Source organism: Amycolatopsis japonica, from assembly GCF_000732925.1.
Lineage (GTDB): Bacteria > Actinomycetota > Actinomycetes > Mycobacteriales > Pseudonocardiaceae > Amycolatopsis > Amycolatopsis japonica.
Genome location: NZ_CP008953.1, coordinates 288,725 through 313,013, shown reverse-complemented (window position 1 = coordinate 313,013; position 24,289 = coordinate 288,725). Strand labels below are relative to the sequence as shown.

General features: G+C 69.0%; 22 protein-coding genes and 6 tRNA genes. 14 read left to right on the top strand and 14 right to left on the bottom strand.

What is annotated here, in order from left to right; translation table 11 throughout:
* Nucleotides 1-263: 263 nt before the first annotated feature.
* From AJAP_RS01575 to AJAP_RS43455, 5 genes are all read left to right on the top strand, one after another.
* A tRNA-Arg gene (locus tag AJAP_RS01575) sits at nucleotides 264-337 on the top strand.
* A gap of 125 nt (nucleotides 338-462) precedes the next feature.
* A tRNA-Ser gene (locus tag AJAP_RS01570) sits at nucleotides 463-551 on the top strand.
* 3 nt (nucleotides 552-554) lie between these two features.
* Nucleotides 555-626, top strand: a tRNA-Arg gene (locus tag AJAP_RS01565).
* A 15-nt stretch (nucleotides 627-641) separates the two neighbouring features.
* A tRNA-Cys gene (locus AJAP_RS43460) sits at nucleotides 642-716 on the top strand.
* Nucleotides 717-828: 112 nt separating this feature from the next.
* Nucleotides 829-1,989, top strand: coding sequence for an HNH endonuclease signature motif containing protein (locus AJAP_RS43455; RefSeq protein WP_148311429.1), 1,161 nt, complete (start codon nucleotides 829-831; stop codon nucleotides 1,987-1,989).
* 70 nt (nucleotides 1,990-2,059) lie between these two features.
* Here AJAP_RS43455 and AJAP_RS01550 read toward each other — a convergent pair.
* The 8 genes from AJAP_RS01550 to AJAP_RS01515 form a co-directional block, all read right to left on the bottom strand.
* Nucleotides 2,060-2,133: transfer RNA gene (locus AJAP_RS01550), tRNA-Arg, on the bottom strand.
* A 42-nt stretch (nucleotides 2,134-2,175) separates the two neighbouring features.
* Nucleotides 2,176-2,265, bottom strand: a tRNA-Ser gene (locus AJAP_RS01545).
* 65 nt (nucleotides 2,266-2,330) lie between these two features.
* Nucleotides 2,331-3,980 (bottom strand): phosphatidylglycerol lysyltransferase domain-containing protein, encoded by a 1,650-nt coding sequence (locus AJAP_RS01540; protein WP_051972303.1) that lies wholly within the window; start codon nucleotides 3,978-3,980, stop codon nucleotides 2,331-2,333.
* Between the two features lie 30 nt (nucleotides 3,981-4,010).
* A complete protein-coding gene (locus tag AJAP_RS01535) occupies nucleotides 4,011-5,987 on the bottom strand; it encodes an acetoacetate--CoA ligase (protein WP_038507681.1) in 1,977 nt (658 codons plus the stop codon).
* Between the two features lie 19 nt (nucleotides 5,988-6,006).
* On the bottom strand, nucleotides 6,007-6,768 hold the full coding sequence (locus tag AJAP_RS01530; RefSeq protein ID WP_038507678.1) for an ESX secretion-associated protein EspG: 762 nt from the start codon (nucleotides 6,766-6,768) through the stop codon (nucleotides 6,007-6,009).
* Nucleotides 6,768-7,787: a PPE domain-containing protein gene (locus AJAP_RS01525; protein WP_407639413.1), complete on the bottom strand. Its 1,020-nt coding sequence runs from the start codon at nucleotides 7,785-7,787 to the stop codon at nucleotides 6,768-6,770. The genes AJAP_RS01530 and AJAP_RS01525 overlap by 1 nt, the downstream gene beginning before the upstream one ends.
* 113 nt (nucleotides 7,788-7,900) lie before the next feature.
* Nucleotides 7,901-8,380, bottom strand: coding sequence for a hypothetical protein (locus tag AJAP_RS01520; RefSeq protein WP_228694840.1), 480 nt, complete (start codon nucleotides 8,378-8,380; stop codon nucleotides 7,901-7,903).
* 48 nt (nucleotides 8,381-8,428) lie between these two features.
* Nucleotides 8,429-9,061: a dienelactone hydrolase family protein gene (locus AJAP_RS01515; protein ID WP_038507671.1), complete on the bottom strand. Its 633-nt coding sequence runs from the start codon at nucleotides 9,059-9,061 to the stop codon at nucleotides 8,429-8,431.
* A gap of 97 nt (nucleotides 9,062-9,158) precedes the next feature.
* Between AJAP_RS01515 and hisC the strand changes: the two genes are divergently transcribed.
* Entirely contained in the window at nucleotides 9,159-10,214 is a 1,056-nt protein-coding gene (hisC, locus tag AJAP_RS01510) for a histidinol-phosphate transaminase (RefSeq protein WP_038507668.1), read from the top strand.
* Between the two features lie 150 nt (nucleotides 10,215-10,364).
* On the opposite strand, the gene AJAP_RS01505 is transcribed toward hisC, so the two are convergent.
* The 3 genes from AJAP_RS01505 to AJAP_RS01495 form a co-directional block, all read right to left on the bottom strand.
* Nucleotides 10,365-11,126: a sulfite exporter TauE/SafE family protein gene (locus tag AJAP_RS01505; protein WP_038507665.1), complete on the bottom strand. Its 762-nt coding sequence runs from the start codon at nucleotides 11,124-11,126 to the stop codon at nucleotides 10,365-10,367.
* Nucleotides 11,127-11,207: 81 nt separating this feature from the next.
* Nucleotides 11,208-11,561, bottom strand: a complete 354-nt coding sequence (locus tag AJAP_RS01500; RefSeq protein WP_038507662.1) for a VOC family protein — start codon at nucleotides 11,559-11,561, stop codon at nucleotides 11,208-11,210.
* Between the two features lies 1 nt (nucleotide 11,562).
* A complete protein-coding gene (locus tag AJAP_RS01495) occupies nucleotides 11,563-12,189 on the bottom strand; it encodes a GNAT family N-acetyltransferase (protein ID WP_038507659.1) in 627 nt (208 codons plus the stop codon).
* Between the two features lie 74 nt (nucleotides 12,190-12,263).
* On the opposite strand from AJAP_RS01495, the gene AJAP_RS01490 reads away from it, so the two are divergent.
* Together AJAP_RS01490 and AJAP_RS01485 are read left to right on the top strand one after the other, a co-directional pair.
* Complete coding sequence (locus AJAP_RS01490; protein WP_037333324.1) at nucleotides 12,264-12,956, top strand: FadR/GntR family transcriptional regulator; 693 nt, start codon at nucleotides 12,264-12,266, stop codon at nucleotides 12,954-12,956.
* Nucleotides 12,957-13,033: 77 nt separating this feature from the next.
* The gene (locus AJAP_RS01485) at nucleotides 13,034-13,849 is read left to right on the top strand and encodes a class I SAM-dependent methyltransferase (protein WP_038507654.1); all 816 of its coding nucleotides are present in this window, start codon (nucleotides 13,034-13,036) and stop codon (nucleotides 13,847-13,849) included.
* Nucleotides 13,850-13,899: 50 nt separating this feature from the next.
* Here AJAP_RS01485 and AJAP_RS01480 read toward each other — a convergent pair whose 3' ends face one another.
* Nucleotides 13,900-14,400 carry an FBP domain-containing protein gene (locus tag AJAP_RS01480; protein WP_038507651.1) on the bottom strand — a complete coding sequence of 167 codons (501 nt, stop codon included), beginning with the start codon at nucleotides 14,398-14,400 and terminating at the stop codon, nucleotides 13,900-13,902.
* A gap of 84 nt (nucleotides 14,401-14,484) precedes the next feature.
* Between AJAP_RS01480 and AJAP_RS01475 the strand changes: the two genes are divergently transcribed.
* The gene (locus AJAP_RS01475) at nucleotides 14,485-15,963 is read left to right on the top strand and encodes an adenylate/guanylate cyclase domain-containing protein (protein ID WP_038522185.1); all 1,479 of its coding nucleotides are present in this window, start codon (nucleotides 14,485-14,487) and stop codon (nucleotides 15,961-15,963) included.
* Here AJAP_RS01475 and AJAP_RS01470 read toward each other — a convergent pair.
* Complete coding sequence (locus AJAP_RS01470) at nucleotides 15,950-16,987, bottom strand: beta-ketoacyl-ACP synthase III (protein WP_051972302.1); 1,038 nt, start codon at nucleotides 16,985-16,987, stop codon at nucleotides 15,950-15,952. The genes AJAP_RS01475 and AJAP_RS01470 overlap by 14 nt on opposite strands.
* A gap of 154 nt (nucleotides 16,988-17,141) precedes the next feature.
* Here AJAP_RS01470 and AJAP_RS01465 point away from each other — a divergent pair, with 154 nt between their 5' ends.
* Nucleotides 17,142-17,615, top strand: coding sequence for an Lrp/AsnC family transcriptional regulator (locus AJAP_RS01465; protein ID WP_037333334.1), 474 nt, complete (start codon nucleotides 17,142-17,144; stop codon nucleotides 17,613-17,615).
* A gap of 206 nt (nucleotides 17,616-17,821) precedes the next feature.
* Entirely contained in the window at nucleotides 17,822-18,226 is a 405-nt protein-coding gene (locus AJAP_RS01460; RefSeq protein ID WP_016330736.1) for an SsgA family sporulation/cell division regulator, read from the top strand.
* Nucleotides 18,227-18,300: 74 nt separating this feature from the next.
* Here the strand turns inward: AJAP_RS01460 and AJAP_RS01455 are convergent, their stop codons facing one another.
* Nucleotides 18,301-19,395, bottom strand: a complete 1,095-nt coding sequence (locus AJAP_RS01455) for a S1 family peptidase (protein WP_038507645.1) — start codon at nucleotides 19,393-19,395, stop codon at nucleotides 18,301-18,303.
* A gap of 472 nt (nucleotides 19,396-19,867) precedes the next feature.
* Here AJAP_RS01455 and AJAP_RS01450 point away from each other — a divergent pair, with 472 nt between their 5' ends.
* The 3 genes from AJAP_RS01450 (at nucleotide 19,868) to AJAP_RS01440 (ending at nucleotide 24,280) form a co-directional block, all read left to right on the top strand.
* A complete protein-coding gene (locus tag AJAP_RS01450; protein WP_038507641.1) occupies nucleotides 19,868-22,807 on the top strand; it encodes an ATP-binding protein in 2,940 nt (979 codons plus the stop codon).
* Between the two features lie 180 nt (nucleotides 22,808-22,987).
* On the top strand, nucleotides 22,988-23,839 hold the full coding sequence (locus AJAP_RS01445; RefSeq protein ID WP_038507638.1) for an ESX secretion-associated protein EspG: 852 nt from the start codon (nucleotides 22,988-22,990) through the stop codon (nucleotides 23,837-23,839).
* A 30-nt stretch (nucleotides 23,840-23,869) separates the two neighbouring features.
* Complete coding sequence (locus AJAP_RS01440) at nucleotides 23,870-24,280, top strand: hypothetical protein (protein WP_038507635.1); 411 nt, start codon at nucleotides 23,870-23,872, stop codon at nucleotides 24,278-24,280.
* Nucleotides 24,281-24,289: the final 9 nt, after the last annotated feature.

Below are 24,289 nucleotides of genomic sequence, written 5' to 3'. Positions count from 1 at the left end.
TGATGTCAGGGAGCCGCCCATCAGGAAACTGATGGGCGGCTTCTCTCTTTTTGCTGCACGAAAGCAATTCCCTATCGGCGAGCTTGGGAAGCGGAACGGCCTCCAAAACCGTATCCAGGGGGTTCGACTCCTCCCGCCGGTGCTCGGCGCTGCCTATTCAGCGCGAACCTTGATAACAGAAGACTTTTCCCAAAGCTCGTCCCCGTCGCCGAAAGAGGCAGCCAGGACGAGCGCCGGTGGAGGCGTGCACTCGTCTCCACCTCACCCCTGTAGCTCAGGTGGACAGAGCGCCGCACTACGAATGCGGAGGTCCCAGGTTCGAGTCCTGGCAGGGGTACAGGTCGGCGTATCGGAGGGGGATACGCCGGTCGACGGATGCGAGGGGCACTGGCGACCCCGCCTGATTTGGGATCAGGAGTCACCGCGTTCGACTCGCGGGCGTCCGACTGAGCAGTACGACAAGGAGGATTGGCCGAGCCAGGTAAGGCAACCGTCCCGAAAACGGTGGTCGGCGTGAGAGCGTCGCGCAGGTTCGAATCCTGCATCCTCCGCAAGCCCTCGTGGTCCAACGGATACGACGCCGGCGTCCGAAGCCGGGAACGCAGGTTCGACTCCTGCCGAGGGCACGCTGGTCCCAACTCGGCCCACTTCACGACGGTCGTGCGGCGGCTTGCAAAGCCGTTGGACTCCGGGTTCGACTCCCGGGTGGGTCTCCATCGCAGAGTGACCATCTGGCGACACAGTTGCGTAGGTGGCAATAGAGTTCCACCGCCGCAAGCGCCTGCGCTACATTCGGACGTACGTTCGAATGGGGGTATCCAGGTGTCCTTGAAGGAGCTCACGAGTCGCGACGCGGTGCTCACGGCAGTACAGCAGTGCGATGTCATCGACCCAGGAGCAGCCGGGGCCGGGTTCACTCGTGCCTTCGTCCTTGAACTCGACGGCAAGTACTACCACGCCGAGAAAGTCGCCAGTCTCGCGTACAAGGTTCAGCATCCAGACCGCGACAAACTCCCTGTCTCGGCTCTCACCGGAGAGGCCGCAGCACGCCGCCTCAGTCGACTTGGTTTCGCGAGCTCCACAACAACCCGAGTATGGCCCCCACTGCTTGGAGCGGAGTACTCCAACCGAACCGCCATCCGGAACGCCTTTGGCGGCAACGGAGTCGCCGGGATCACCACGTTTCTTGGCGGCGGTGCACTCAACATTTTCTCCGACGAAGAGGGGCCGTACGCCGACGAACCACCAGACGCACTAAACCCCTTTGAATATCGCGGCGAGGGGCGCGAAGGTAACCAGAAGCTGCTACGAGGCAACCTGGCACTCGATACCGCTCGCAGAAATCTTGAGGCGGTGCGGTACTGGTACCGACCGGCAGGCGGCACCTTCAAGTTCACTACGTGGGTAGCCATTCTCAGCCGAACGCAGGTGTGGTCACCTGACAACAACAAAAAACTCCGTCTTGAGTATGCGTTCCAAGTGATGGCGGTCCCCGGCCCCGAGCTAGCCACTTGGCCAGATCGTGTGCGCAAGCTCATTGACGACGGAGACATCAAGGACACGCCTCCGCCGCAGCCTCCGGCCAAGAACGCCACGAGCAGCCAGCGAAAGAAGACCTACCAGGACTACCTTCGCCTCATCGACAAGTCATCGAAGGCTGGTCGCGGTGGACGCAAGCCGTCCAAGGGAACCCGAAATCTCTATCCCCGCAGCCGGGCCGTACGTGATGCAGTGCTCGTCCGCGCGGACGGCGACTGCGAAAATGACAGGTGCACAGGCATGCCCTTCGACACCGCACCTGGTGGCAAGGCGATCCTTGAAGTGGACCACGTCGACGATCTCGCACTGAGCGGGCTTGATCACCCATCCGTCATGATCGCGCTGTGTCCGAACTGCCATGCGGCGAAAACCCGCGGAGCCAACCGCGCCGCCATCAAGCGTCGTTTCCGTGACAGGGCTGCCGAACTCCACCGCAAGGCCGACCAGTAACACTCCACAACGGACAGACAAAAAGGCCCTCCCGCGAACGGGAGGGCCTTAGTGCTGTCTCAACCAGACGTGCGCCCGAAGGGATTCGAACCCCTGACCTTCTGATCCGTAGTCAGATGCTCTATCCAGCTGAGCTACGGGCGCTTGTTCAGTTATCAATCTAGCACCTGCCGGAACAGGCACCAGCGGAGGCTCCGGGATTTGAACCCGGGAGGGGGGGTTACCCCCAACCGCATTAGCAGTGCGGCGCCATAGACCAGACTAGGCGAAGCCTCCCAGGCCCAACGACCACTGCTCAAATAGGTTACACACCCCCTGGACCCCCTCGGAAGGCACCCCCCTTAGACGCGTTGCAGGGCTCTGAGCAGGCCTGATGGGCGTCCGCCGAGTCCTTCGGCTTCGAAGACGGCGACGCCGACGCGAGGGAGGTCGCGGGCCGCGGGGTAGGCGAGGTAGCGCGGGACCCAGCGCGGCTGGAACTTCGCGTTGAAGCGGTAGAGGGTCTCGATCTGGATCCAGCGTGAGAAGAATCGCAGTGTCCGGGCGGACAGGCGGGCGACGGGGCCGGCGCCGATGCGTTGGCCTTGCTCCAGCACCGCGCGGAAGGCGGCGAAGTTCAGGGAGACGTGCTGGGCGGGCGTCGTCAGAAGCAGCTCGGAGATCATCAGTTCGTTGACGCCGTTGTCGGCGGTCCGGTCGCGGCGCATGACGTCCAGTGACAGGCCTTTCTCACCCCAGGGGACGAATTGGAGGACGCCGCGCACCTGGCCGTCGTGCTCGGCGGTCACGAGGACCGAGCCGGGGTCGCCCATGCGACCGAGGGCCATCGAGAAGCCGCGTTCCGTATCCGTGCCTCGCCAGGTGGCGGCGAGGGCACGGAGTTCGTCGAGTTCCGCAGCTGCTAGGTCTTCGGCCTTTCGGATGCGCGCGGTGTAGCCGGCGCGCTTCGTGCGTGAGACGGCTTGGCGGACTCCGCGCATGACGCGCCCTTCGAGGGTGAAGGTGTCAGTGTCGACGACGGCCTCGTCGCCGATCTCCAGCACTTCGAGGCCGAAGCGGGCCCAGACGGTCGCGCCCAATTCCGAGCAGCCCATGGTCGCCGGGGTCCACGCGTACCGCCGGCAGACGTCCAGGTACTCCTCGATCGCGCCGGGCCACGCTTCCGGGTCACCGAGCGGGTCCGCCGAGCACAGCGCGACCCCGGCGATCACCCGATAGGTCACCGCGGCCTTCCCCGACTTCGAGAAGACCACGAACTTGTCTCGGCGTAGCGCGAAGTACCCCAGCGAGTCACGCTCCCCCAACAGCCCCCTGAGCCGCTCGACCTCCTCGTCGGTCAGCTCCGGGGCGGGTTCGGCCGAGCGGAGCAGGAAGTACGCCGCCAGCAGCATCGCGCCGATCCCGAACAGCAGGCCGACCGCGGCCGACAGGTCTTCCAGCCACAGCGCGGGGAACGTCACCGGGCCGCTCACGCCGATCAGGGCCAGCGCCGACTGCGCCAGGCGGTCGCCGACACCCGCGTCGACAGGCGCGACTGACAGCAGCGCGAAGTTGATCGCGACGCCGGCGACCGTCAGTTGCAGGAAGACCCGGATCGCGCGCCACCGGCCGGTCACCGGATCGGGGAGCGCGATGAAATGCCGCCGCGTCGCGATCAGGGCGATCAGCAGCGCGAGCGACACGAGTCCCGCGCCGAGGGTGTGCCGCAACCCGAGATGCGACACCGCCAGCAACGCGGCCGCGGCGACCGCCAATTGCCAGGCCCGGCGCTTCCGTCGTTTGAGACCGGTGGCGAGCAGCATCAGCAGCACCCCGGTCACCAGCGCGACCGTCGCCGCGCCGACCGTGGCCTCGTGGGGCAGTTCCAGCCAGGCGGCGACGTGTCCGCGCAGGGTGCGCCGCCCGGCCGGGACCAGCACCGAGACCAGTGCCAGCAGCCCGGCCAGCCGCGTCACCCAGGTGATCACCGCCACCGAGGTGGCGCCCGCCACCCGCCAAGCACCCGCCAAGTTCCGCCCCTGTCAGCTCCTTGCCAGCTCTACGAACGGTACAAGGGCGTCGGGGTTCAGCAGGGCATCCCGGCTGACGGCGCGGTCAGGTGAGACCCCCGAAAGGATCTTCTTGACCGGGACCTCGCACTTCTTGCCGTTGAGCGTGCGGGGCACCTCGCTCACCTGGACGAACCGGTCGGGCACGTGCCGCGGCGAGAGGGCTCCGCGCAGTTCCTTGCGCAGCGCGGGTTCGACCTCGTCGAGCGACGCGCCTTCGGTCAGCACGAGGAAGCACAGCAGCTGCCCGTCCTCGTTGCCCGCCGCCGAAGTGTCGATCACGAGCGAGTCCGCGACCTGGTCGAACGATTCGACGACGCGGTAGAACTCGGCCGTGCCCATCCGGACGCCGCCGCGATTGAGCGTCGAATCGCTGCGCCCGTAGATGACGGCGGAGCCGCGGCCGGTGATCCGGATCCAGTCGCCGTGCCGCCAGATCCCCGGGTACATCTCGAAATACGCCTCGCGCAGCCGCGAGCCGTCCGGGTCGTTCCAGAAGAACACCGGCATCGACGGCATCGGCTCGGTGATCACCAGTTCGCCGACCGTCTCCACCACCGGCTTCCCGTCCTCGTCGAAGGCGGCGACGGCGGCGCCGAGCGCGCGGACCGAGAGTTCGCCCAGCCAGACCGGGACGTCCGGGGCCGACGCGACGAACGCCGCGCACAGATCCGTGCCGCCGGACACCGAGCAGATCTGGACGCGTTTGCCCACCTCGTCGACGATCCACCGGAAACCCTCGACGCTCAGCGGCGCGCCGGTGGATCCCAAGGCGCGCAACGCCGTCAGGTCGAACCGCTCGGCCGGTTTGATCCCGGCCTTCAGGCAGCTCTGGATGTACGGCGCCGACGTGCCGAAGTACGTCACGCGGTGCTGCTCGGCCAGATGCCACAGCACGTTGAGGTCCGGGCTGCCGGGGCTGCCGTCGAAGAGCACGATCGTGGTGCCGGTCAGCAGGCCGGAGATGAGGAAGTTCCACATCATCCAGCCGGTGGTGGTGAACCAGAAGAACCGATCGCCCGGGCCAAGATCGCTTTGCAGGGCAAGGGCTTTGAGGTGTTCGAGGGTGATCCCGCCGTGCCCGTGGACGATGCCCTTCGGCAGACCGGTGGTCCCCGACGAGTACAGGACCCACAGCGGGTGCGCGAAGTCGACGGGCTCGAAGGCCAGCTCCGCGCCTTCGTTGTCGGCGAGCAGTTCGTCCCAGTCGAGGGTGCCGTCGAGGCGGCCGCCGGCGTAGTCGACGAGCACGGTCGCTTCGAGCGTGGGGATCTCGTCGCGCAACGAGTTCACCGTCGACCGGCTGTCGAACCACCGTCCATTGTAGACATAGCCGTTGACCGCGATGAGCACCTTCGGCTCGATCTGCGCGAAGCGGTCGGTGATCGCGCGGACACCGAAGTCCGGCGAGCACGACGACCAGATGGCGCCGAGGCTCGCGGTGGCGAGGAAGGCGATCAGCGTCTGCGGGCAGTTCGGCGCCAGCGCGACGACCCTGTCCCCTTTGGACACTCCGAGCTCGCGCAGCCCTTGCCGCGCGGCGGCGACGGCGGAGCGCAACGCGCCGTATGTCAGCTGCGACGAGAGGCCGTCCTCGCGGTGGAAGATCACGGCGATCTCGTCGTCGGCCTTCGCGGCGCCCGCGACGCCGGGCATGAGCGAGTGCTCGGCGTAGTTCAGCGTGCCGCCCACGAACCACTGGGCGTTCGGCATTTCCCCGGTGAGCACCTCACCGGGCTGCTCGTGCCAGCGCACGCCGAGGAACTCGGCGACGGCGGACCAGAACTCCGGCCCCCGCCGCGCGGAGAACTCCCACAACGCGTTGTAGTCGTCGACCTCCACGCCGCGTTCGGTGCGCAGCCACTGGCGGAACGCGTCGATCTTGGTGTCGGGCAGGCGGCTCGGCTCGGGGCGCCAGAGCACTTCCGGGGCGTCGGCGGTGTGAGTCACCCCGCGATGTTAACCCTCGTTAACCTGCTTGGCGAGCCCCCGTGAACAGCTCGTACGCCATCGACTTCAGCCGTGACGCGTCGAGCGGGGTGACGGTCAGCCACCCTCGGTCGCGCCGGAGCCCGTAGCGGCCGTCGGGGGTGTCGACCCAGGTCAACGTACCCTCTCCGCGCACCCAGCGGCCCTCCCAAGACTTCCTGACCGCGCCGAGCCGCCCGCTGCCGATCCGCTGCGTCGCGATCCGCACCATGACGATGATCTCGGGTTCCCGCAGCCCGGCGTCGCGCAGGACGTCGGAGAACGCCGGCTGCCCGCCGCGTTCCCCCGCCTCGCATGCGGCCGTGTAGTCGTCGACGCGCAGGTTGACCGACAGGCCCCGCCCCTGCTCGCACGGCGGCAAGGCCTGCAGCAGCGTCGCGGCGACGAGCGGTTCCCGCAGGGCCGCCAACTCGACGTCGGTACCCGAAACGCCGATCGCGACCGCGCCGCGATCGGATACGCAGCCGACCGCCCGGTACGCCGGATCCCCGTCGAGCCGCAGGTCGAGCGTGAGTTCGCTGTTCGCGACGGTGTGCAGCAGCCGGACCAGTTCGGGCGCTGGGGCGTCCACCGTGCCGAGGCCGCGTTCCGACAGCGTCGCGCTCGCCGAGGCCACCAGTTCCGCGCGGAACTCCGGTGTCCGCCCGACGTGCGGGACCTCCAGCACCGCGGGCAGTTCGTCGCGTCCGTGCGCCGACCAGAGCAGGAACAGCTCGCCGACGTGCAGCCGGATCCAGTCCATCAGCGACCGCTCCTCGGGTCCTCGCCGATGACCGGCGGGGTGACGTGCCCGCTGAGGCCCCATACGTCGGAATCCTCGACGAGGTAGTCCGGCGCCTTGTGCGCTTCTTCGCCCTGCCGCCCTTGCGAAGGCGCCATCCCCATCGGCATACCGCCGAAGCCGCCCATGCCCGCGGCCGCGGCGCGGGTCCCGGCCGGCTGGCCGGGCTGCCCCGACGGCCCGAAACCACCGGCACCGGCGCCGGACCGGCCGCCTTGCCCGAGCTGTTCCTGGGTTCCTCCGACGGTGCCGGGCGGCGGTGGCACGTAGGCGCCGCTGCCCGCGCCCGGCGCGCGCGGCGCCTCGACCGGCTCCCGCACCTGGATCGGGGCCGCGTCGTCGACGCCGCTGCTGCGTGTCGAGTCGTCCGGCGGCGGGACCGGCTCCGGCTTCGGTTCTTCGGGTTTCGGCTTCGGTTCTTCGGGCGTCTCAAGGATCTTCGGCTGTTTGCCGTACGACGTGAAGCTCGGAACGTTCTCGTAGACCTCGCCGGAGCTGAATTGCATCCGCTTCATCACGTCGGCGGCCTGACGGTGCAGATCCTGCGAGCTCTCGTCGGTGGGTTCGGCGACGATCCGCCCGGCTTCGGCGAACTCGGATCCCGACGGCGCCGAGGCCGACATGGCCTGCGTCGAATCGGAGACCGGGATCGGACGCCGTTTCGGCGGCTCCGGCAGCTTGGGCCGCGGCGCGTGTCCCGGCGGCTCGGGCATCGTGCGGCGCGCGGTTTCGGCGATGTCCGCCTGGCGGCGCACGCAGTTCGCGACGTTCTCCGCCCGCCAGCCCGTCTCGCCCGCCCAGTCGACGAGCTTGACCGCGGCGTCGCGGGCCCTGTCCGCGCCCTCGCCCGTCCAGCCGTCGGCGGTGGCCGCGAGGGCCGCCCTGAGCTCGGAACCGACCCGGTCGAGGAAGGCGCTGATCTTCGTCCACTGCGCGGCGACGGCTTCCGCGCTCGCGAGATCCAGCTCGTTGTGGACCATCGCGTAGAGCTCTCGATGCGAGTAACTCATCCAGTCGATGTCGGCGATGAGGCTTTCGGGGCCCGGTTGTGGTTCGGGCTCCCGCGGCGGCCACGGCATGGGCAGGATGCGCATCAGTGCTCGTCCTTCCGCTCGTGGCCGACGATGTCCTCCATGTCGAACCGGCGGGCGACCCGTTCGAGCTGCTCCTGGCCCTCCTCGTCCGCGGCGACGTACATCTTCCGCGCCGCCATCACGGTGAGCTGGAAGTCCTTGAGGACCTTCGCGAAGTCCTTGAGCACCGGCACGGCCGCTTCGGTCCCCTTGTTCGCGGCGCCCTGGAAGCGATCGCTCATGGTGTGCCCGACGACGTTGTCGCCCAGTTTCAGCGGCGCGTTGAACTCCGTCGAGTCCTTGATGAGCGCGTTGAGCTCCTGGCGCGCCTTGAGCAGGGCGTCGACGAGCTTCTTGGCGGCGTCCTCGGAGACCTTGACGGCCCCTTTCTTGGCATCGGTCTTGGAGTCCCGGATCTGACCCGCCACCGGAGCCAGCGCCGGAGCCGAAGCTCCGAACGCGGCTTGTGGCGTCACGGGCACCTTGGGTGACTGTGCCATTCGACCCTCCCCTGTCACATCTTGAGGGGAATGCTAGCGCGAACGGGGTCAGCGCAGGTGGGCGTCGAACCAATTCAACGTGCGCTGCCAGGCCTCCGCCGCCGCGTCCGGGTCGGCGTCGAAGCGGTGATTGGCGCCCGGGTAGTGGACGACGTTCGTCGCGACGTTCGCCGTCGCCGCCGCGTCACGCAGCTGCTCGACCTCGGCGCCTCCGGCCTCGTCGCCGGCGTCGCCGTACATGCCGAGCCACGGGCTGGTGAGCCGTCCCGCGATTTCGACGAGGACCGGCAGCCCGGTGACCCCCTGCCCGCCGACGCTGACCGCCGCGCCCAGCCTGCGGTTGGACGCCACGACCAGCGCGGCCGTGCCCCCGAGGTCGAAACCGACGACACCGACGAGATCCGCTTGGACACCGCGTTCCGCGAGCCAGGAGAGCGTCGCGTCGGTGGCTTCGAGCAGGTCCTGCTGCGTGAGGTTGTCCCGGTCGAGATGCGGTGTGACGGTGAGCCAGCCTTCGCCGGCGAGACCGGCCAGGAGCAGGCCCAAACCCTCTTCGACCTCTTCGGCCCCCTCGTGCAGCACCACGAGTCCGCCGCGGACGACACCATCCGGTTCGGCGAAGGTCAGGCGCAGCGTGTGGCCGTCGGCGTGCTGATGTTCCACGGTGGTCGTCAGGGTCATTCCTCCATCAGACCACTCTTAGGTAAATATTCGGAGCTTGCGCTCGCGCGGGAGGATACGGTGTCGGAGCCGTCCCCCAGACGTAGGAGCGCCGAAGATGTCACCTGTTTCGCCGCGTGCGGATCTCGAATCGTTGCCGAAGTACGTCCCTGGCCGGACAATCCAGGGCGCGATCAAGCTGGCGAGCAACGAGGTCCCCGGTGGCCCGCTGCCGAGTGTGGCGCAGGCCATAGCCGAGACGGCGCAGGGCATCAACCGGTACCCGGACATCACGGCTTCCGCGCTCGTCGAGCGGCTGGCCCGCGAGCTGAACGAGTCCGTCGACCGGATCGCCATCGGCTGCGGTTCGGTTTCCCTTTGCCAGCAGATGATCCAGGCTCTGTGCGGCCCGGGCGACGAGGTCGTCTTCCCGTGGCGCTCGTTCGAGGCGTACCCGATCGTCACGCAGGTGGCGAACGCCGTGAGCGTGAAGGTGCCACTCACGGCCGGGCACGGGCTGGACCTCGACGCGATGCTCGCCGCGATCACGCCGAAGACGCGGCTGGTCTTCGTGTGCAACCCCAACAACCCGACCGGAACGGTCCTGCGGCGCGCGGAACTCGAGCGCTTCCTCGACGCCGTCCCCTCGGGCGTCCTCGTCGTGCTCGACGAGGCGTACAAGGAGTTCGTGACCGACGCCGAGGTGCCGGACGGCGTCGAACTCGCGCGCGGCAGGGACAACGTCGCGGTGCTTCGGACGTTCTCGAAGGCGTACGGCCTCGCCGGCCTTCGCGTGGGCTACGCGGTGGCGCCGGAAGCGATCACCGTCGCGCTGAAGCAGGTCTACGTCGCGTTCTCGGTGAACATGATCGCCCAGGCGGCGGCCATCGCCTCGCTCGACGCGGCCGACGAACTGCTGGAACGCTGCAAGGAGATCGTCTCGGAACGCACCCGGGTCCGGGATGCGTTGGTGGCCAAGGGTTACGAGGTGCCGGAGACGCAGGCGAACTTCGTCTGGCTGCCGCTGGGCGAGCGGACGACGGAGTTCGCGGAGCACGCCCTAGAGCGGAAGCTGATCGTGCGCCCCTTCGCGGGCGAAGGCGCGCGTGTGACCATCGGGACGCCGGAGGAGAACGACCTCTTCCTCGAAGCGGCTGGGGACTTCCCGCGCTGACAAGGGTTTCGCCGCGGCCCGCACTTCGTGGACGGAGTGCGGGCCGTTTCCTTCTCGCGTGCCATGAAAGGTCCTTTCCTTGCAAATTTTGCAAGGAAAGGACCTTTCATGGCGTTCGCCGGGGGGTGTCGGTCGGGGTGCGGGCGGTTCTTACTTGAGGAGTAGCTGCACCATCGCGGCGACGCCGACCACGACGATCACGCCGCGCAGCACCTTCGGCGAGAGCTTGCGGCCGATCTTCGCGCCGAGCTGACCGCCGATCGTCGACCCGACCGCGAGCAGCGCGACCACGGGCCAGCTGACCGGCGCGATGAAGGCGTAGATCGTGCCCGCGACGATGTTCACGACGGCGGACAGGGCGTTCTTGACGCCGTTGAGGCGCTGCAGCGACTCCGACATCAGCATCCCCATGACGGCCACCATCATCACGCCCTGCGCGGCCGTGAAGTATCCGCCGTAGATGCCGATCAGGAAGATCAGGAACAACAGGAGCGGCCCGATCTTGTGGACCTTCCCGTTCTCCTCGCGGCGCTTCGCGACCCAGGCGGCCACGCGCGGCTGGACGATCACGAGTACCACCGCGAGCCCGACCAGCGCGGGTACGACGGTCTCGAAGGCGTCCTTCGGCAACGAGAGCAACAGGATGGTCCCGCAAATCGCGCCGAAGAACGACGCCACCGCGAGTTTGACGACCTCGGGCCAGTAGCCCTTGAGCTCCTGCCGGTAGCCGATCGCCCCGCTGACCGTGCCCGGGGCGAGGCCGATCGCGTTGGACGTCGTCGCCGTCAGCGGCGAGTAGCCGAGCGCGACCAGGACCGGGAACGTCACGAGCGTGCCCGAACCGACGACCGTGTTGATGGTGCCCGCCCAGAGCCCCGCGATGAAGATCACGACCGCGTGCCACCACGTCATAAAGCACTCACGTCCGCACCCTAAGCACCGTTACCTCCTTTCGCGCTCCGGATGTGTCTAGTCGAACATTCAACGAGCCCGTTATGTCCCGTTCGACGGGGAGAACACGCAGAACTCGTTGCCTTCCGGATCCTCGAGGATGTCCCAGTCGATCTCGCCGTCCCTGGCCCGGACGAGCCGCGCGCCGGCGGCGACCAACTCGGCCGTCGAGCCGAAGACGTCGATGTGCATACGGTTCTTCACGGTCTTCGCCTCGGACACCGGGTTGACCCAGATCAGCGGGCCACGACCGGCCGGATCCTCGATCGCGACCGGCCATTCCACCGGCCGCTCGTCCCGGTGGCGGCGGACGTAGCCCATCGCGGCGCACCACCAGTCCGCGAGGGCCTGATGATCGCTCGCGTCGAGACAGATGTCCTTGAACACCGCCGCCATGTCAGTTCTCCTCCGGCAGATGGGCCGCGGTGATCTCCGTGGCGACCGTCCAGCCGAGTGTCAGGTACAACGCGCGCCCCTCCTCCGTCGCGACCAGGACCGCCCGCTCCGCCCCGGCGGCGACCGCCACCTCGTCGAGCCTGCGCATCACGAACCGGCCCAGCCCTCGCCGCTGGTGCTCGGGCTCCGTCACGACCTGATCGATCACCGCCGTGCCACCGGCTATGGCGACCCGGCCGGTGGCCGCGCGCGAACCGTCGGGGGCGCGCACCACGACGTCGGTGACGACGCCGTCGCCGACCAGCTCCGCCCGGTACGGCTCGGGCGCGGCCATGACGGGACGGAGCGCGATCGGCGCGCTCATCAGGTATTCCGGCGGACCCACCTGCCACTCCGGCGGCACCGTCTTCGCCACTTCCTCACGGGAACCGCTCACCTTCAACCACGTTCCGGGCTCGGTCAGCGAACTCGCCCGGCTCGCGACCGATCCGGTGTCCGCCAGCACGTACCGCACGCGATGCCCCGGACGCCCGACGTCGAGCCGGTAACCGTCCGGCTCGGCGACGGGGACCCCGACGCCGCGGGAGAGCGCCCAGCCGTGCACCCATGCCTTGATCAGCCCTGCCACCCCAGTCATCGGCACAGGATGACATCCCGCACCGACAATTCCGGACGTCCCGCCGGGCCTGCGAGGATGGGGCCGTGGCCGACGACGAGCGCGAACAGGTGTGGAGTGCGACCGTCGATCATCTGCGCACGATGATCGACTCGGGCAGGCTCCCCGCCGGGTCGAGACTGCCCGCCGAACGGGCGCTCTGCGAGCAGCTCGGGATCAGCCGCGGTTCGCTGCGGCAGGCGTTGCGGGTGCTGGACTCCATCGGTTACGTGCAGGTGCGGCCGGGTTCGGGCACCTACGTCCGCGAGAACCTCGGCGAACAGCCGCTGCGCGGGTGGTTCTCCGAACACGAGCAACTGGTCGAGAAGCTCTTCGACCTGCGGACCACCGTCGAGCCGACGCTCGCCGAGCGGCTCGCGCTCGAGCACACGCCGCGGGTGCTCGCCCGGCTGGAAAGCACCGTCGACGAGATGGACCAGGCCGCCGCCGACGGCGACATGCTGCGCGTGATCGCGGCCGACGCCGAATTCCACCGGGTGATCGCGGGCAACGCCGGCAACGACGACGTCACCGATCTGCTGCGTTCGGTGCTCTCGCTGGTCGGCGAGGAGCGGCGGGCGGCGCTGCGGCTTCCGGGGCAGATCCGCAAGGCCGTCGACGAACATCGCGCGATCCTCGAAGCGATCCGCCGGTCGGACGCGGCGGCCGCGCGGGAGATCACCTTGCGGCATCTGCTCGACGCCAAGACCTACGTCCACGACTACACGTCCGGGGATTAACGCTTCCTTGATGGCGCGACCGCTCTCGCGCGAGTATTGTTTTCAGAAGTTTGTGAAACTTCTGACGGGGGTGTGCGGTGGAGAAGGTCCGGTTCACCGAAGAGAAGGCGACGATGCTCGCCACGTTGTACGGCCGGGCGCTCGACGCCCGCGGCGAGCGGCCGATCCTCGGCGACAAGGCCGCCGACGAGGCCGTCAAGCAGATCGACTACGACTTCGCCTCGCTGGGCGTGAACGCCGACATGGGGCTCACCGTCGCGCTGCGCGCCAAGCCGATGGACGAATGGGCCGCGTCGTTCCTCCGGGAGCACCCGGACGCGACCGTCGTCCAGCTCGGCTGCGGGATGGACAGCCGCGTGTACCGCGTCGACCCGCCGCCCACGGTGCGGTGGTTCGACGTCGACTACCCCGAGGTCGTCGACCTGCGCGCCCGGCTCTATCCCGAACGGGACGGCTACCGGACCATCGGCTCGTCGGTGACGGACTTCGGCTGGATCGACGAGATCCCGTCGGACAAACCCGGTCTGGTGATCGCGGAGGGGCTGACGATGTACCTGCGGCCGTCCGAAGGCGAGGAATTGCTGCGGCGGCTGATCGCGCATTTCCCGCAGGGCGGCGAAATGGTCTTCGACATCTTCAGCAGGCTGGGGATCAAACTGCAGAAGCTGAATCCCGTTGTCCGCAAAGCCAACGCGACGCTGTACTGGGGCATCGACGAGATTTCCGAATTGGAGCGGCTCGGGCTGACGCTGGTGTCCAAACTCGATTCGACGGATTACGCGACACCTGAGGTGAAGGACCGGCTCTCCGGGTCGATGCGGGCGCAGCTGTGGTTCGCGGGGCTGTTCCCGGCGTTCAAGAAGATGGGGCGGATCCTGCGGATGCGGTTCTGAGGCGCGGTAGAACGCATTTAGTCCTCTGAATGCGTTCTACCGCAGGTACCTCAGCGTGACTCGAGTACCCGCTCCACGAACCGGTGCAGCTTGTCCTCCAGCCGGAAGACGCGTTCTTCGAGCGACAGCGTTTCCGCCGGCTGCGGCACGTCCGACTTCAGCTCGCCGCGGATGTACTGGCTGCACGCCAGATTCGCGCACGCGTAGATGCCGAGCGTGTTGCCCTCGCGCCCCAGCTTCCCGGCGCGGCGGCCGGAGAACAGCGCGATGTCGGACAGCGGATGTGTCGTCGTGCACAGGCCGCACATGTTGCTCAGCAGCACACGGCCCTTCGGCCGGGGCGCGGCGCGCAGGGAAAGCCCGACGGTCTCCCCGCGGTACGGCAGCACGAGATACGCCCGCGCGGCGGCCTTCGGATCGCGCCAGCCGAGGAATTCCCTTTTCTCCCAAGGGATCTCTTCGGGCCGGGCGGGCAGCGTGACTCCCTTGGCCTCGCCTCGGGTGCAGTTCACGAAGGACGCTCTGATCTCGTCCTGGCCCAACGGTTCCATGCCCGCACGGTAACCACCGCGCCCGGGAACCGGCGAACCTTTTTCCGCCGGAGGTCATACGATCACCGGGTGCGCGCGAAGACGATGTCGAGCCGGTTCCGGCTGGTGCTCAGGACCAGTCTCGGCTTCGCCGCGCTCGGCGTCGGATCCAGTGTGTGCGGCGCCGGTGTCGTGGCGTTGCTGCTGCTCCTGCAGGGCCTTCCGAGCGAGGTCGGCGATCGCGGCTGGATCCTCGGCGTCACCGCGGCCGGGATCGTGGCGCTGTCGCTGATCGTCGGCACCGTGTGGACGGCATGGCTGCAGCGGCGCACGGCGGTCTGGTTCGTCTTCGGCCGCCCGCCGACGAAGGCCGAGGCCGAGCGGGCGCTCCGGCTCCCGATCGACATGGGGATCGTGAGCGGCACGCTCTGGCTGATCGGCACGATCGTGCTCGGTTCACTCGCGCGGGTGCTCGGGTCCTGGATGGACGCGCTCGGGATGGCGCTGGTCATCGGGCTCGGTGGGTTGACGACGGTCGGCCTCACCTATCTCGCCGCGGAATGGGTCGCCCGGCCGGTGATGACGATCGCGCTCAAGGTGACGCCGCCGAAGGGGACGCTCAAGGTCACCGTGCTGACCAGGGTGGTCGTCACCTGGTCGCTGGCGAGCGGGGTCCCGTTCCTCGGCGTGCTGCTGGTGGCCACGCCGCCGGATCTCGGCCAGGGCGACCACGTCGCGAGCCTGATCATGCTTTCGGTGATCGGGCTGGGCGTCGGCGCGATCGGGACGGGCCTGCTCGCGAAGGCCGTCGCGACCCCGCTGCACCGCCTGCGGATAGCGCTCGACGAGATCGCCCGCGGCAACAAGGAGGTCGTGGTCGAGGTCGACGACTCCAGCGAGATCGGCCTGCTGCAGACGTCGGTCAACGACCTCGCCGCCGGGCTGCGCGAGCAGGAACGGATGCGGGACCTCTTCGGCAGGCACGTCGGGGACGAGGTCGCGCGGCACGCGCTCGAGTACGGCGCCTCCCTTTCGGGTGATGTGCGCGAGGTGACGGCGCTGTTCGTGGACGTCGTCGATTCGACGGCCTTGGCGAGCCGCACCCCGCCCGAAGACCTGGTGAAGATGCTCAACCGGTTCTTCACCAGCGTGGTGCACGCGGTCGGGGCGCGGGGCGGGCTGGTCAACAAGTTCCAGGGTGACGCCGCGCTCTGCGTCTTCGGCGCCCCGACCCGGCTCGCGGACGCGCCGACGGCCGCGCTTTCGGCCGCGCGGGCGATCCGGGACGCGGTCCAGGAGACCGGCGAGCTCGACCTCGGCATCGGCGTCGCGAGCGGCCGGGTCTTCGCCGGTCAGCTGGGCACCAGCAGCCGGTTCGAGTACACCGTCATCGGCGACGCGGTGAACGAGGCCGCGCGCCTGACCGAGTACGCGAAAGCCGCCGACGGCCGGATCCTGGCGAGCGAAGCGGTGCTCAAAGCGGCCTTGGAGAGCGAGCGCTCGCACTGGGAGCCGTACGCGGAACTGGAGCTTCGCGGGCGTCAAGAACCGACGCACGCCTGGGCGGCGCTCAGCCCGGAATGACGTCCGGCCAGCGCAGCAACGTCGAACCCCAGGTCAGCCCGGCCCCGAACGCCCCCATCACGACGCGGTGCCCAGGCTGGAGCGCGCCCTCCTTGGCCGCGTCGGCCAGCGCGATCGGGATGGACGCCGCGCTCGTGTTGCCCACCTTCTCGATGTTCGAGTACATCACGTCCTCGGCGAGCCCGAGCTGCTTCGCGCAGGTCTGCAGGATGCGGATGTTCGCCTGGTGCCCGATGAACCGGTCGATGTCGCCGACCGCCCAGCCCGCGGCGCCGACCACAGCGCGCGCCGATTCGGCCATGCGCGCGCAGGCGTGCCGGAAGACGGTCTGGCCCTGCATCACCAGATAGTGGTCACGCGGGTCGTCCGAGCGGCGGTTCTTCGCGCCACCGGCCTCGACCCAGAGCAGTTCCGCCAGTTCGCCTTCGCTGTGCAGGTCGAACGGGCCGAGCGCGCCGAGTTCGTCCGGGTCGCCCGCGCGCAGCAGGACGGCGCCCGCGCCGTCGCCGAAGATCGGCACCGTGCCGCGGTCCTCGGGGTCGACGAGCGAGGTGAAGGCGTCGGCGCCGATCACCAGCACCCGCCGCGCGACACCGGCGGCGATCAGCCCGGCGCCGGTGGCGAGCCCGTAGACGAACCCGCTGCACACGGCGTTGACGTCGAAGGCGGCGACACCGTTCAGCCCGAGCTTCGTCGCGACCTGCGGCGCGCTGGCCGGGCACAGCTGGTCGGCGGTCGACGTCGCCAGCACGACCGCGTCCGCCTCGGTCTCCCCCGCCGAGGTCAGCGCCCGTCGCCCCGCCTCGACGGCGAGATCCACAGTGGACGTCCCGGGATCGACGACCCGGCGCTCGGCGATGCCGGTCCGCGAGCGGATCCACTCATCGGAGGTGTCCAGCCGCTGGGCGATCTCCTCGTTGCCCACCACGCGCGGAGGCAGCCAAGAGCCGAGACCGGCGAGAACGGCCACCTGAGATGAGGGCACCAAGAAATCCTTTCGCGGGGGAAATGAGAGGTCTGCCATTCACTTGTAAGCGCTACCATTCAGTAGACCCGTCAGTTGTGTTCCGGGTCACAATTCAAAGAATTCTCACCTTCGCCCCGGGCGTGACCGACGCCGCGCGAGGGCGCGATCAAAGAACAGGCGCCGGGGAGAGCCGTCCGGTTAGCCTGACCTGGTGCACACACCCGACCTCGACCGCCTGGACGTCGCCATCCTCGCCTGCCTGCAGTCCGACGCCCGCACGATCGCCGAGCACATCGGCGCGAAGGTGGGCCTGTCGGCGGCGGCCGTGCAGCGGCGGATCAAGCGGCTGCGCGAGGCCGGGGTGATCGAACGCGAGGTCGCGGTGCTGTCGCCGGCGGCGCTCGGGCTGTCGATGACGTTCGTGGTGATGGTCGAGATGGAGCGGGAGAACCTCGCGGTGCTCGACGGGTTCCGCCGTCAGGTGCTCGCGGACGACAACGTCCAGCAGTGCTACTACGTCACCGGCAACGCCGACTTCGTGCTCGTGGTGACCTGCCGGGACATGGCGGATTTCGAGACGTTCACGCGGCGGATGTTCTTCGACAACCCGAACGTGCGGCACTTCACGACGTCGGTGGCGATGGACCGGGTCAAGACCGGGCTGTCCCTGCCGCTGGAGCCCTGAGGGTCCAAAAAGGACTCCCTGACCTCGTCACCACGGGTATCGGCCCGAACGCAAGGGGTCTGTGCCCGGCGTTACACCACTATGGACATATGCAGCCGATAGCGTGAACGTGGCGACAGTCGCGTCATCCGGCCCGTGCCCGGCCATCTCCTCCCCGAGACGAAAAGTTCGCGCCGCGCGAACCACGAGAGCACTGAGGAGTGGCCGTGCACACCGACGCAATTCACCAGAGCCAGTTCGTTCTGCTGAACAACAGCAGCACGCCCGTTCTCTCCCGCCTGTCCTTCCACGCCGGCGAACCGTTCGCGGTCACCGTGTCGTTCCGGACCGAGCGCGGCCGGTGGGTCGAGTGGACCTTCGCGCGTGAGCTGCTCGTCACCGGCCTCACCGATCCCGCCGGGCTCGGCGACGTCCGCGTCCGCCCCGACCTCTCCGAGGACGAGGCGATGCTGACGCTCGAAATCGAGTCACCCGACGGTTATGCGTCGTTCGAGCTGGAACGCGAGGACGTGGAGACGTTCCTCGAGTCCACTTACGACCTGGTCCCGCTCGGGTCCGAGAGCGAGCACTTCGACGTCGAAGCGCTGATCGAGGAGATCAGCAACGTCTGAAAACTTTCCCGCGGCACGAAAACGAAGGGCGGCCCGAGTGCGCTGGAGGCACTCGGTCCGCCCTTCGTCCTGTGTCAGCCCAGGACCAGGGAGGTCCCGGTCGCGGACAACGCCGGCCGGACCGGGAAGAAGTAGGTCACCGAGCTGTTGCCGCCGGACAGCATGCCCTGCGCCTGGTTGCCCGCGATGAACGAGCCGCCGGAGTCGCCGGCCTGCGAGCGGACGTTGGTGGCGGTCATGCCGTAGACCGTGCCTTCGGCGTAGCGGACGGTCTGGTTCTTGGCGCCGACGGTGCCGCAGGTCCAGCCGGTGGTCGAGCCCGACTTGCAGACCGAAGCGCCGGTGGCGGCGACGGTCGAGCCGCTCACCCGGGTGCCGTTGTTGATGATGCCGCGCGGCGTCCAGTTGCTGTTGACCCGGACGTGTCCGTAGTCGTTGGTCGGGAAGCTGACGCGGGCGAACGAGCCCATCGCGACCCGGTTCGAGCCGGTCACCGTGCCCGGGCCGCAGTGCCCGGCGGTGAGGAAGCCGCCGTTGACCGAGAAGCCGATCGAGCAGCGCGAAGAGCTGTTGATGTAGTAGGCGTCACCGCCGCGGACGTCGTACTTGAGGGTCGGCACCGAAGTGGTCTCGACCACCGAGACGGCGGTCTTGTCCACCTTGGCCTTCTCCAGGTACGAGTCGACGACGCCGCTCTTGCCCGGCAGGACGTTCACCGTCACCCGGTTGGTCTTGGTGTCCACGCCCCAGCCGGTGATCGCGCCGTCCGCCGCGCGCTCACTCGCGTTCAGTCTGTCCACAGTGGAATCGAGCTGGGCGGCCGAGAAGCGGACCAGTTCGGCCTCCGCGCCGCTGGCGAGGACTTGGCCGAGTTTCGCCGCGTCCGTCACGCCGACGCGGAGCTTGCCGGTGGCCTCGTTGTAGCTCGCGCCGCCGAAGCTGCCGGCGAGCGCCGAGGCGAGCGCCTGTTCGAGCGTGCCGGCGGCGGTCTCGCTCTGGATCCGGGCGAGTGCCTGGTCGGCGGTCAGGCCGAGGTCCCGTTGCAGGGCGGGGACCATCTCGGCGTTGAGCAGAGTGTTCGAGGTCGCTGCCGCGGGGGTACCCGTGACGAGCGCGCCGGTGGCCAGTGCTGCCGTGGCGGCCACACCGAGGAGCTTCGTGATCTTCATGCTTCTCCCTCGTCATCACGCACGGCTCCGGTTCGCCATGCGATGGCCCTCCCCTGACGGGTGAGGGTTCTGGACTCCGGGGAAGGCCGCAATCCGGGTCGGCGCGGGATAGGTATACCCATTCTTCGGGAACCGAATCCCCTGCTCCACGGGCGGCCACCTAGAGCAGGCACCCGGACGGACACGTCCGTAAGTAGGGTTTCGAGCGAATACCTTGCGTAGTCGTTTCCACCCCCTGAACGTGGGATGAATCGCCGAATCGGGTTTGTGGCCGACGTTTCGGGTGTCCGGTGATTTTCCAACCGATGATCCGTCAGCCAACCGGTGACGCTGCGTCCTCGAACGGCCTCAAGGGGTGCCCGGGGTGTCCGTGTTGGGTGGTTTACGACCCGGTAGGCAGTGCTTAGGCTCCGCAGGACAACGCACAAGATCGTGTCGGGCTCAGCGGGAACTCCCCACCGAGGAGCGCATGATGTGGCTTGCCACCCCTCGCCCGACCTCGGTTTCGGTCCGCGCCGGATCGACGGCATTAGTGGGCCGCGACGTCGAGGTCTCGGCGATCGTGAAGATCCTGCTGCGCCGTCCCGCCGCCGTGCTGATCGAAGGCGAACCCGGGATGGGCCGCAGCAGGCTGCTCGAAGAGCTGGCCGGGCGCCGCGAGTTCGCGTCCGCCCGGGTGCTCTCGGGCGCCTGCCAGCCGATGCGCGAGCCGTTCCCGTTCGGGCCGGTGCTCGAAGCGCTGCGCTCGGCGGGCGACCGGCCGCTCGGACCGCTCAGTCCGGTGGCCGGGGTGCTGAGACCCTTGCTGCCCGAACTGGCGGAAAGCCTTCCGCCCCAACCGGAACCGCTCGCCGACCCATGCGCCGAACGCCACCGTCAGTTCCGTGCCGTCCGTGAACTCCTGATCGCCTGCGGGCCCGCGCTCGTCTTGATCGACGACCTCCAGTGGGCCGACGAAGGCACCCGCGACCTCTTGCGTTTCCTCGCCGCCGCGATGCCCGCCGAGCTGGCCGTCGTCGCGGCCTACCGGACCGGTTCCCCCTCCGGGCACGGTGCCGGCATCCCGTTCCGCACCCCGCCGAACGTCCAGACCGCCCGCGTGACGCTGGGCCCCCTCGATCTCGACGCCGTCGGGAAGCTCGCGGAGGAACTGCTGGACCTGCCGAGGGTTTCCGCGCCGTTCACCGCGAAGCTCCACGAAAGCACCGCCGGGATCCCGTTCGTGGTCGAGGAGACACTGCGGGCGCTGCGGGACGCGGCGGGACGGCTGCCGATCGGCGAGGTGCTGGGCGACCGGCTGCTGGAAAGCCTGGAAGTCCCGATCTCCCTGCGTGAGGCCATCACCGAACGGCTCGACGCGCTGCCGGAACCCGCCGTCCGGCTCGCCCGCGCGGCGGCGGTGCTCGCCGTCCCCTCCGAACCGGCCGTGATCGGTGAACTCGCGTGCCTCGACGGCGACGCCCTCCGCACCGCCCTGTTGTCCACTTTGGACGGCGGAGTGCTCGGCGAACTCGGCGGCGACCGCTACGGCTTCCGGCATCCCTTGGCCCGCAAGGCCGTCTACGACACGATCAGCGGCCCGGAACGGACTTTGCTGCATTCACGCGCCATCAAGGTGCTCGCCGAGCAGCCCGCCCCGCCGCTGACCCTGCTGGCGAACCATTCGCGCGCGGCGGGCCGGACCGGGCAATGGCGCCACTACGCCGAAGCCGCCGCCGACGAGGCCATCGCCCACGGCGACACCTCACGCGCCATCGACCTGCTCCAGTCCGTGCTGGCCGAGGCCGGACTCGGCGAGGACGACGTCGCGCGGTTGGCCACGAAGCTCAGCCAGGTCGCGCTGCGCGGGTTCCGCCCGGACGTCATCGAGACACTGGAGCGGATCCTCGAAGACCTCACCGACCTGCGCCCGAGCGTGCGCGGGACGATCCGGCTCAGCCTCGGGATGCTGCTGGTCCGCACGATCGGGCGGCTCGGCCGCGGCCGGGTCGAGGTGGAGAAGGCGATCACCGAACTGGTCGACGAGCCGGAGCTGGCCGCGCGCGGGATCAATCTGCTCGCCCAGCCGATCGACGGGCTGACCCCGCTGTCCTGGCACGAGGTCTGGATGGACCGGGCCCGGGAGGTCTTCGACCGGATCGAAGACCCGGAACTGCGCCTCGCGCTGCTCGGCGACCGGATCTCCACTCAGGCGCATATCGGCGACGGCTCGGCCTGGACCGAGTTCACCGAACTGGCCGACCAGGGCGGCGGGGTGGCCGAACGGGTCCAGCTGGCCAGGATGTGGTGCAACCTCGCCGACGCGCAGTCCTGGGCCGGGCATCTGGCCAGGGCGGAAAAGCTGGTCACGGAAGGGATCCGCCGCGCGACCGACGCGGGCGCGCTCTACGCCGCCGGCCTCGCGCAGGGCACCAGGGTCCGGCTCGACTGGGTGCGCGGCGACTGGTCCGGCCTCGCGGAGGCCACCGAGCAGCTCCGCGACGGCTATCCCGACCTGGGCCCGATCGTCATGGAATGCTCGCTCGTCCTCGGCGGGCTGGCCGCCGTGCGCGGGGAATTCGCCGCCGCGCAACGACATCTGACCGCGGCGAGCGTGCACGCGCCGGAGCACGGGCCCATCCCGGTCGTCCTCTCGGCGGCGGGCGTCCTGATCCGGGTGCTCCTCGCGACGGACGACGTCGACGGGGCGTGCGCGGCGGCCGACAACGCCGTCGCGGCGGCCCGGCGCAAGGGTGTCTGGGTGTGGGCGGCGGCGCTCGTCCCCGCCGCCGCCGAGGCCTACACGCGGGCCGGGCGCTGGTCGGAGGCGGACGCCGTGGTCGAGGAATTCGCCCGCGGCGTCGACGGCAAGGATTCGCCGGTCTCCCGGGTCGCACTACTCGCCGGCCGGGCGATCCTGCTCGACGCGCGTGGCAAACATCCCGCCGCGGCAACGGTTTTCGACGAGGCCGCGGCCGGTTACGAAGCGCTGCCGATGCCCTATCAGGCGATCGGCGCCCGCGAGCGGGCGGCGCTGTGCCGTCTAACTGCGGGCCGCCTGACCGCCGGCCGACTCGACGCGGGCGACCGCAAGGCGATCGAGGAGCTCGCGGCGGCCGCGGAGGCCTACGAGCGGCTCGGCGCGACCAGGGACGCCGGCCGCTGCCGCCACCTGCTCCGGGAACACGGCGCGTGGGCGCCCTCGCAGCGGGGGCGGCGCGGCTACGGCCAGGAGCTCTCGCCCCGCGAACTCGAGGTCGCGCGCATGCTTTCCGACGGACGCACGAATCGGGAGATAGCGGACGGATTGTTCCTTTCGCCGCGTACGGTCGAACAGCACGTCGCGAAAGTCCTGCGGAAACTGGGCGCCCGTTCGCGGACCGACGTGGCCCGCCGGATGACGACCTACGCCCCCGCGGCGGCCGACCGGTAACGCGCCGGTGAACAGGCCGTTATTCCTTTAGGGGCAGGAAAAGTGCCCGATCGGGCACGGTGATCCATTCCATCGTGTTCAGCCGTGTACGTATGGTTCCGTAGGTTCATGCGCTGTGCTAGTTTGTTTTGGCCATTAACAAAGTCGGGGCCCGACCCCGTGAGGGAGTAGCGCAGAAGCATGGCTGAGCGAGCCGATTTCGCGCTGGGGACGGTCGAGGCGACAGTGGTCGGGCGGGCGCTTGGCGTCGATGCCCGCTTGTTTCCCTTGCGCGTCCAGAACACTTCGATCGACCCGGAGCGGTACTCCGCGATCATCCGGAAGGTCTATACCGATCTCGAACGGCGCCGCCTGTCGATCGACGGCGAGCTGAACCAGGCCGTCCGCACCGCGTTCGCGCTGCTCGGGAACCACCGGATCACCGTTTCGATCAACGGTATCGACGGTATCGGCCAGGACATCGCCGTCCTCGCGCTCACCGACGGCAGGCAGGCGCTCGGCATCACGCAGGCCCACGGCGAAGACCTCCTGCAGTTCGCGCTCTTCGACGACGAAGAGCTGGTCGAGGTCCTCTCCGGGGTCCTGCCGCGGATGCGCCCCGCGTCGACCGGCCGCCGCACGCTCGTGCAGAAGGAGGAGCGCGCCGTCTCCGCGATGGCCGCGCGCCGCCAGGCCGAAGCCGAGTTCGACGAGGAAGAGACCGACGCGTTCGGCAACCTCCAGTTCACCGGCGTCGTCCGCGCCCGGCCGGAGACCGCGGCGCCGCGCAACGACGAGAGCGACGTCGAGGTCCTGGAGAAGGTGCTGTCCGGGACCCGCCTCGGCGGTGGCTACATCATCGTGAGCGGGATCGGCCGCCGCGGCGAACGGCTCCGGTCGACGCCGTTGAGCTGGCTCGACACCGAAGACGGCCGGTACCTGATCCGGACCGAGACCGACGAGGCCTCCGGCGCCGTGATCGGGCACTACGACCCGGCCAGTCAATCGGGCGTGGCGAACGCGATCCGGGACGCCATCGCGGACATCTACTGACCTTCCTGAATCCGGCGAGAGGACCCTCCGTTGACCGAGGAAGCACAAGAACTGCAGCCGATGATGGCGGCGCGCAAGGTGGCGTTCGCGAGCGCGCGGCTGAAGGAGATGGCCAAGCAGGGCGGCTTCGCCGTCGACGAGACCACCGGCCAGGAGATGATCCGTTCACTCCAGGGTGTGATCGACAGCCTCGAAGAGCGCTGGAGCGCGCTGACCAAGCTGCAGAAGTCGCCGCCGATGAGCTCCACCGCGACCGCCCGCTGGGTGTCCGAGCACATGCACGGCACCGCGACGGACGCGCAAGGTCTGCTCACCCAGCTCCAGGCCGCTCGCGCCGAGTTCCCCACTTACATCGAGGCGATCGAGCTCGCCCAGCGGAACTACCGGGAACGCGACACGCAGAACCAGCGTGACCTGAAGCGGATCGACACCGAGATCTGAAGGAGAGAC

What these genes read in the sequence shown, in the direction of transcription:
- AJAP_RS01530 (WP_038507678.1), bottom strand. Translation starts at nt 6,768, where the DNA reads ATGGACTGGATCCGGCTGCACGTCGGCGAGCTGTTCCTGCTCTGGTCG.
- AJAP_RS01525 (WP_407639413.1), bottom strand. Translation starts at nt 7,787, where the DNA reads ATGGTCCACAACGAGCTGGATCTCGCGAGCGCGGAAGCCGTCGCCGCG.
- AJAP_RS01520 (WP_228694840.1), bottom strand. Translation starts at nt 8,380, where the DNA reads ATGGCACAGTCACCCAAGGTGCCCGTGACGCCACAAGCCGCGTTCGGA.
- AJAP_RS01515 (WP_038507671.1), bottom strand. Translation starts at nt 9,061, where the DNA reads ATGACCCTGACGACCACCGTGGAACATCAGCACGCCGACGGCCACACG.
- hisC (WP_038507668.1), top strand. Translation starts at nt 9,159, where the DNA reads ATGTCACCTGTTTCGCCGCGTGCGGATCTCGAATCGTTGCCGAAGTAC.
- AJAP_RS01505 (WP_038507665.1), bottom strand. Translation starts at nt 11,126, where the DNA reads ATGACGTGGTGGCACGCGGTCGTGATCTTCATCGCGGGGCTCTGGGCG.
- AJAP_RS01500 (WP_038507662.1), bottom strand. Translation starts at nt 11,561, where the DNA reads ATGGCGGCGGTGTTCAAGGACATCTGTCTCGACGCGAGCGATCATCAG.
- AJAP_RS01480 (WP_038507651.1), bottom strand. Translation starts at nt 14,400, where the DNA reads ATGGAACCGTTGGGCCAGGACGAGATCAGAGCGTCCTTCGTGAACTGC.
- AJAP_RS01475 (WP_038522185.1), top strand. Translation starts at nt 14,485, where the DNA reads ATGTCGAGCCGGTTCCGGCTGGTGCTCAGGACCAGTCTCGGCTTCGCC.
- AJAP_RS01470 (WP_051972302.1), bottom strand. Translation starts at nt 16,987, where the DNA reads ATGGCAGACCTCTCATTTCCCCCGCGAAAGGATTTCTTGGTGCCCTCA.
- AJAP_RS01455 (WP_038507645.1), bottom strand. Translation starts at nt 19,395, where the DNA reads ATGAAGATCACGAAGCTCCTCGGTGTGGCCGCCACGGCAGCACTGGCC.
- AJAP_RS01450 (WP_038507641.1), top strand. Translation starts at nt 19,868, where the DNA reads ATGTGGCTTGCCACCCCTCGCCCGACCTCGGTTTCGGTCCGCGCCGGA.
- AJAP_RS01445 (WP_038507638.1), top strand. Translation starts at nt 22,988, where the DNA reads ATGGCTGAGCGAGCCGATTTCGCGCTGGGGACGGTCGAGGCGACAGTG.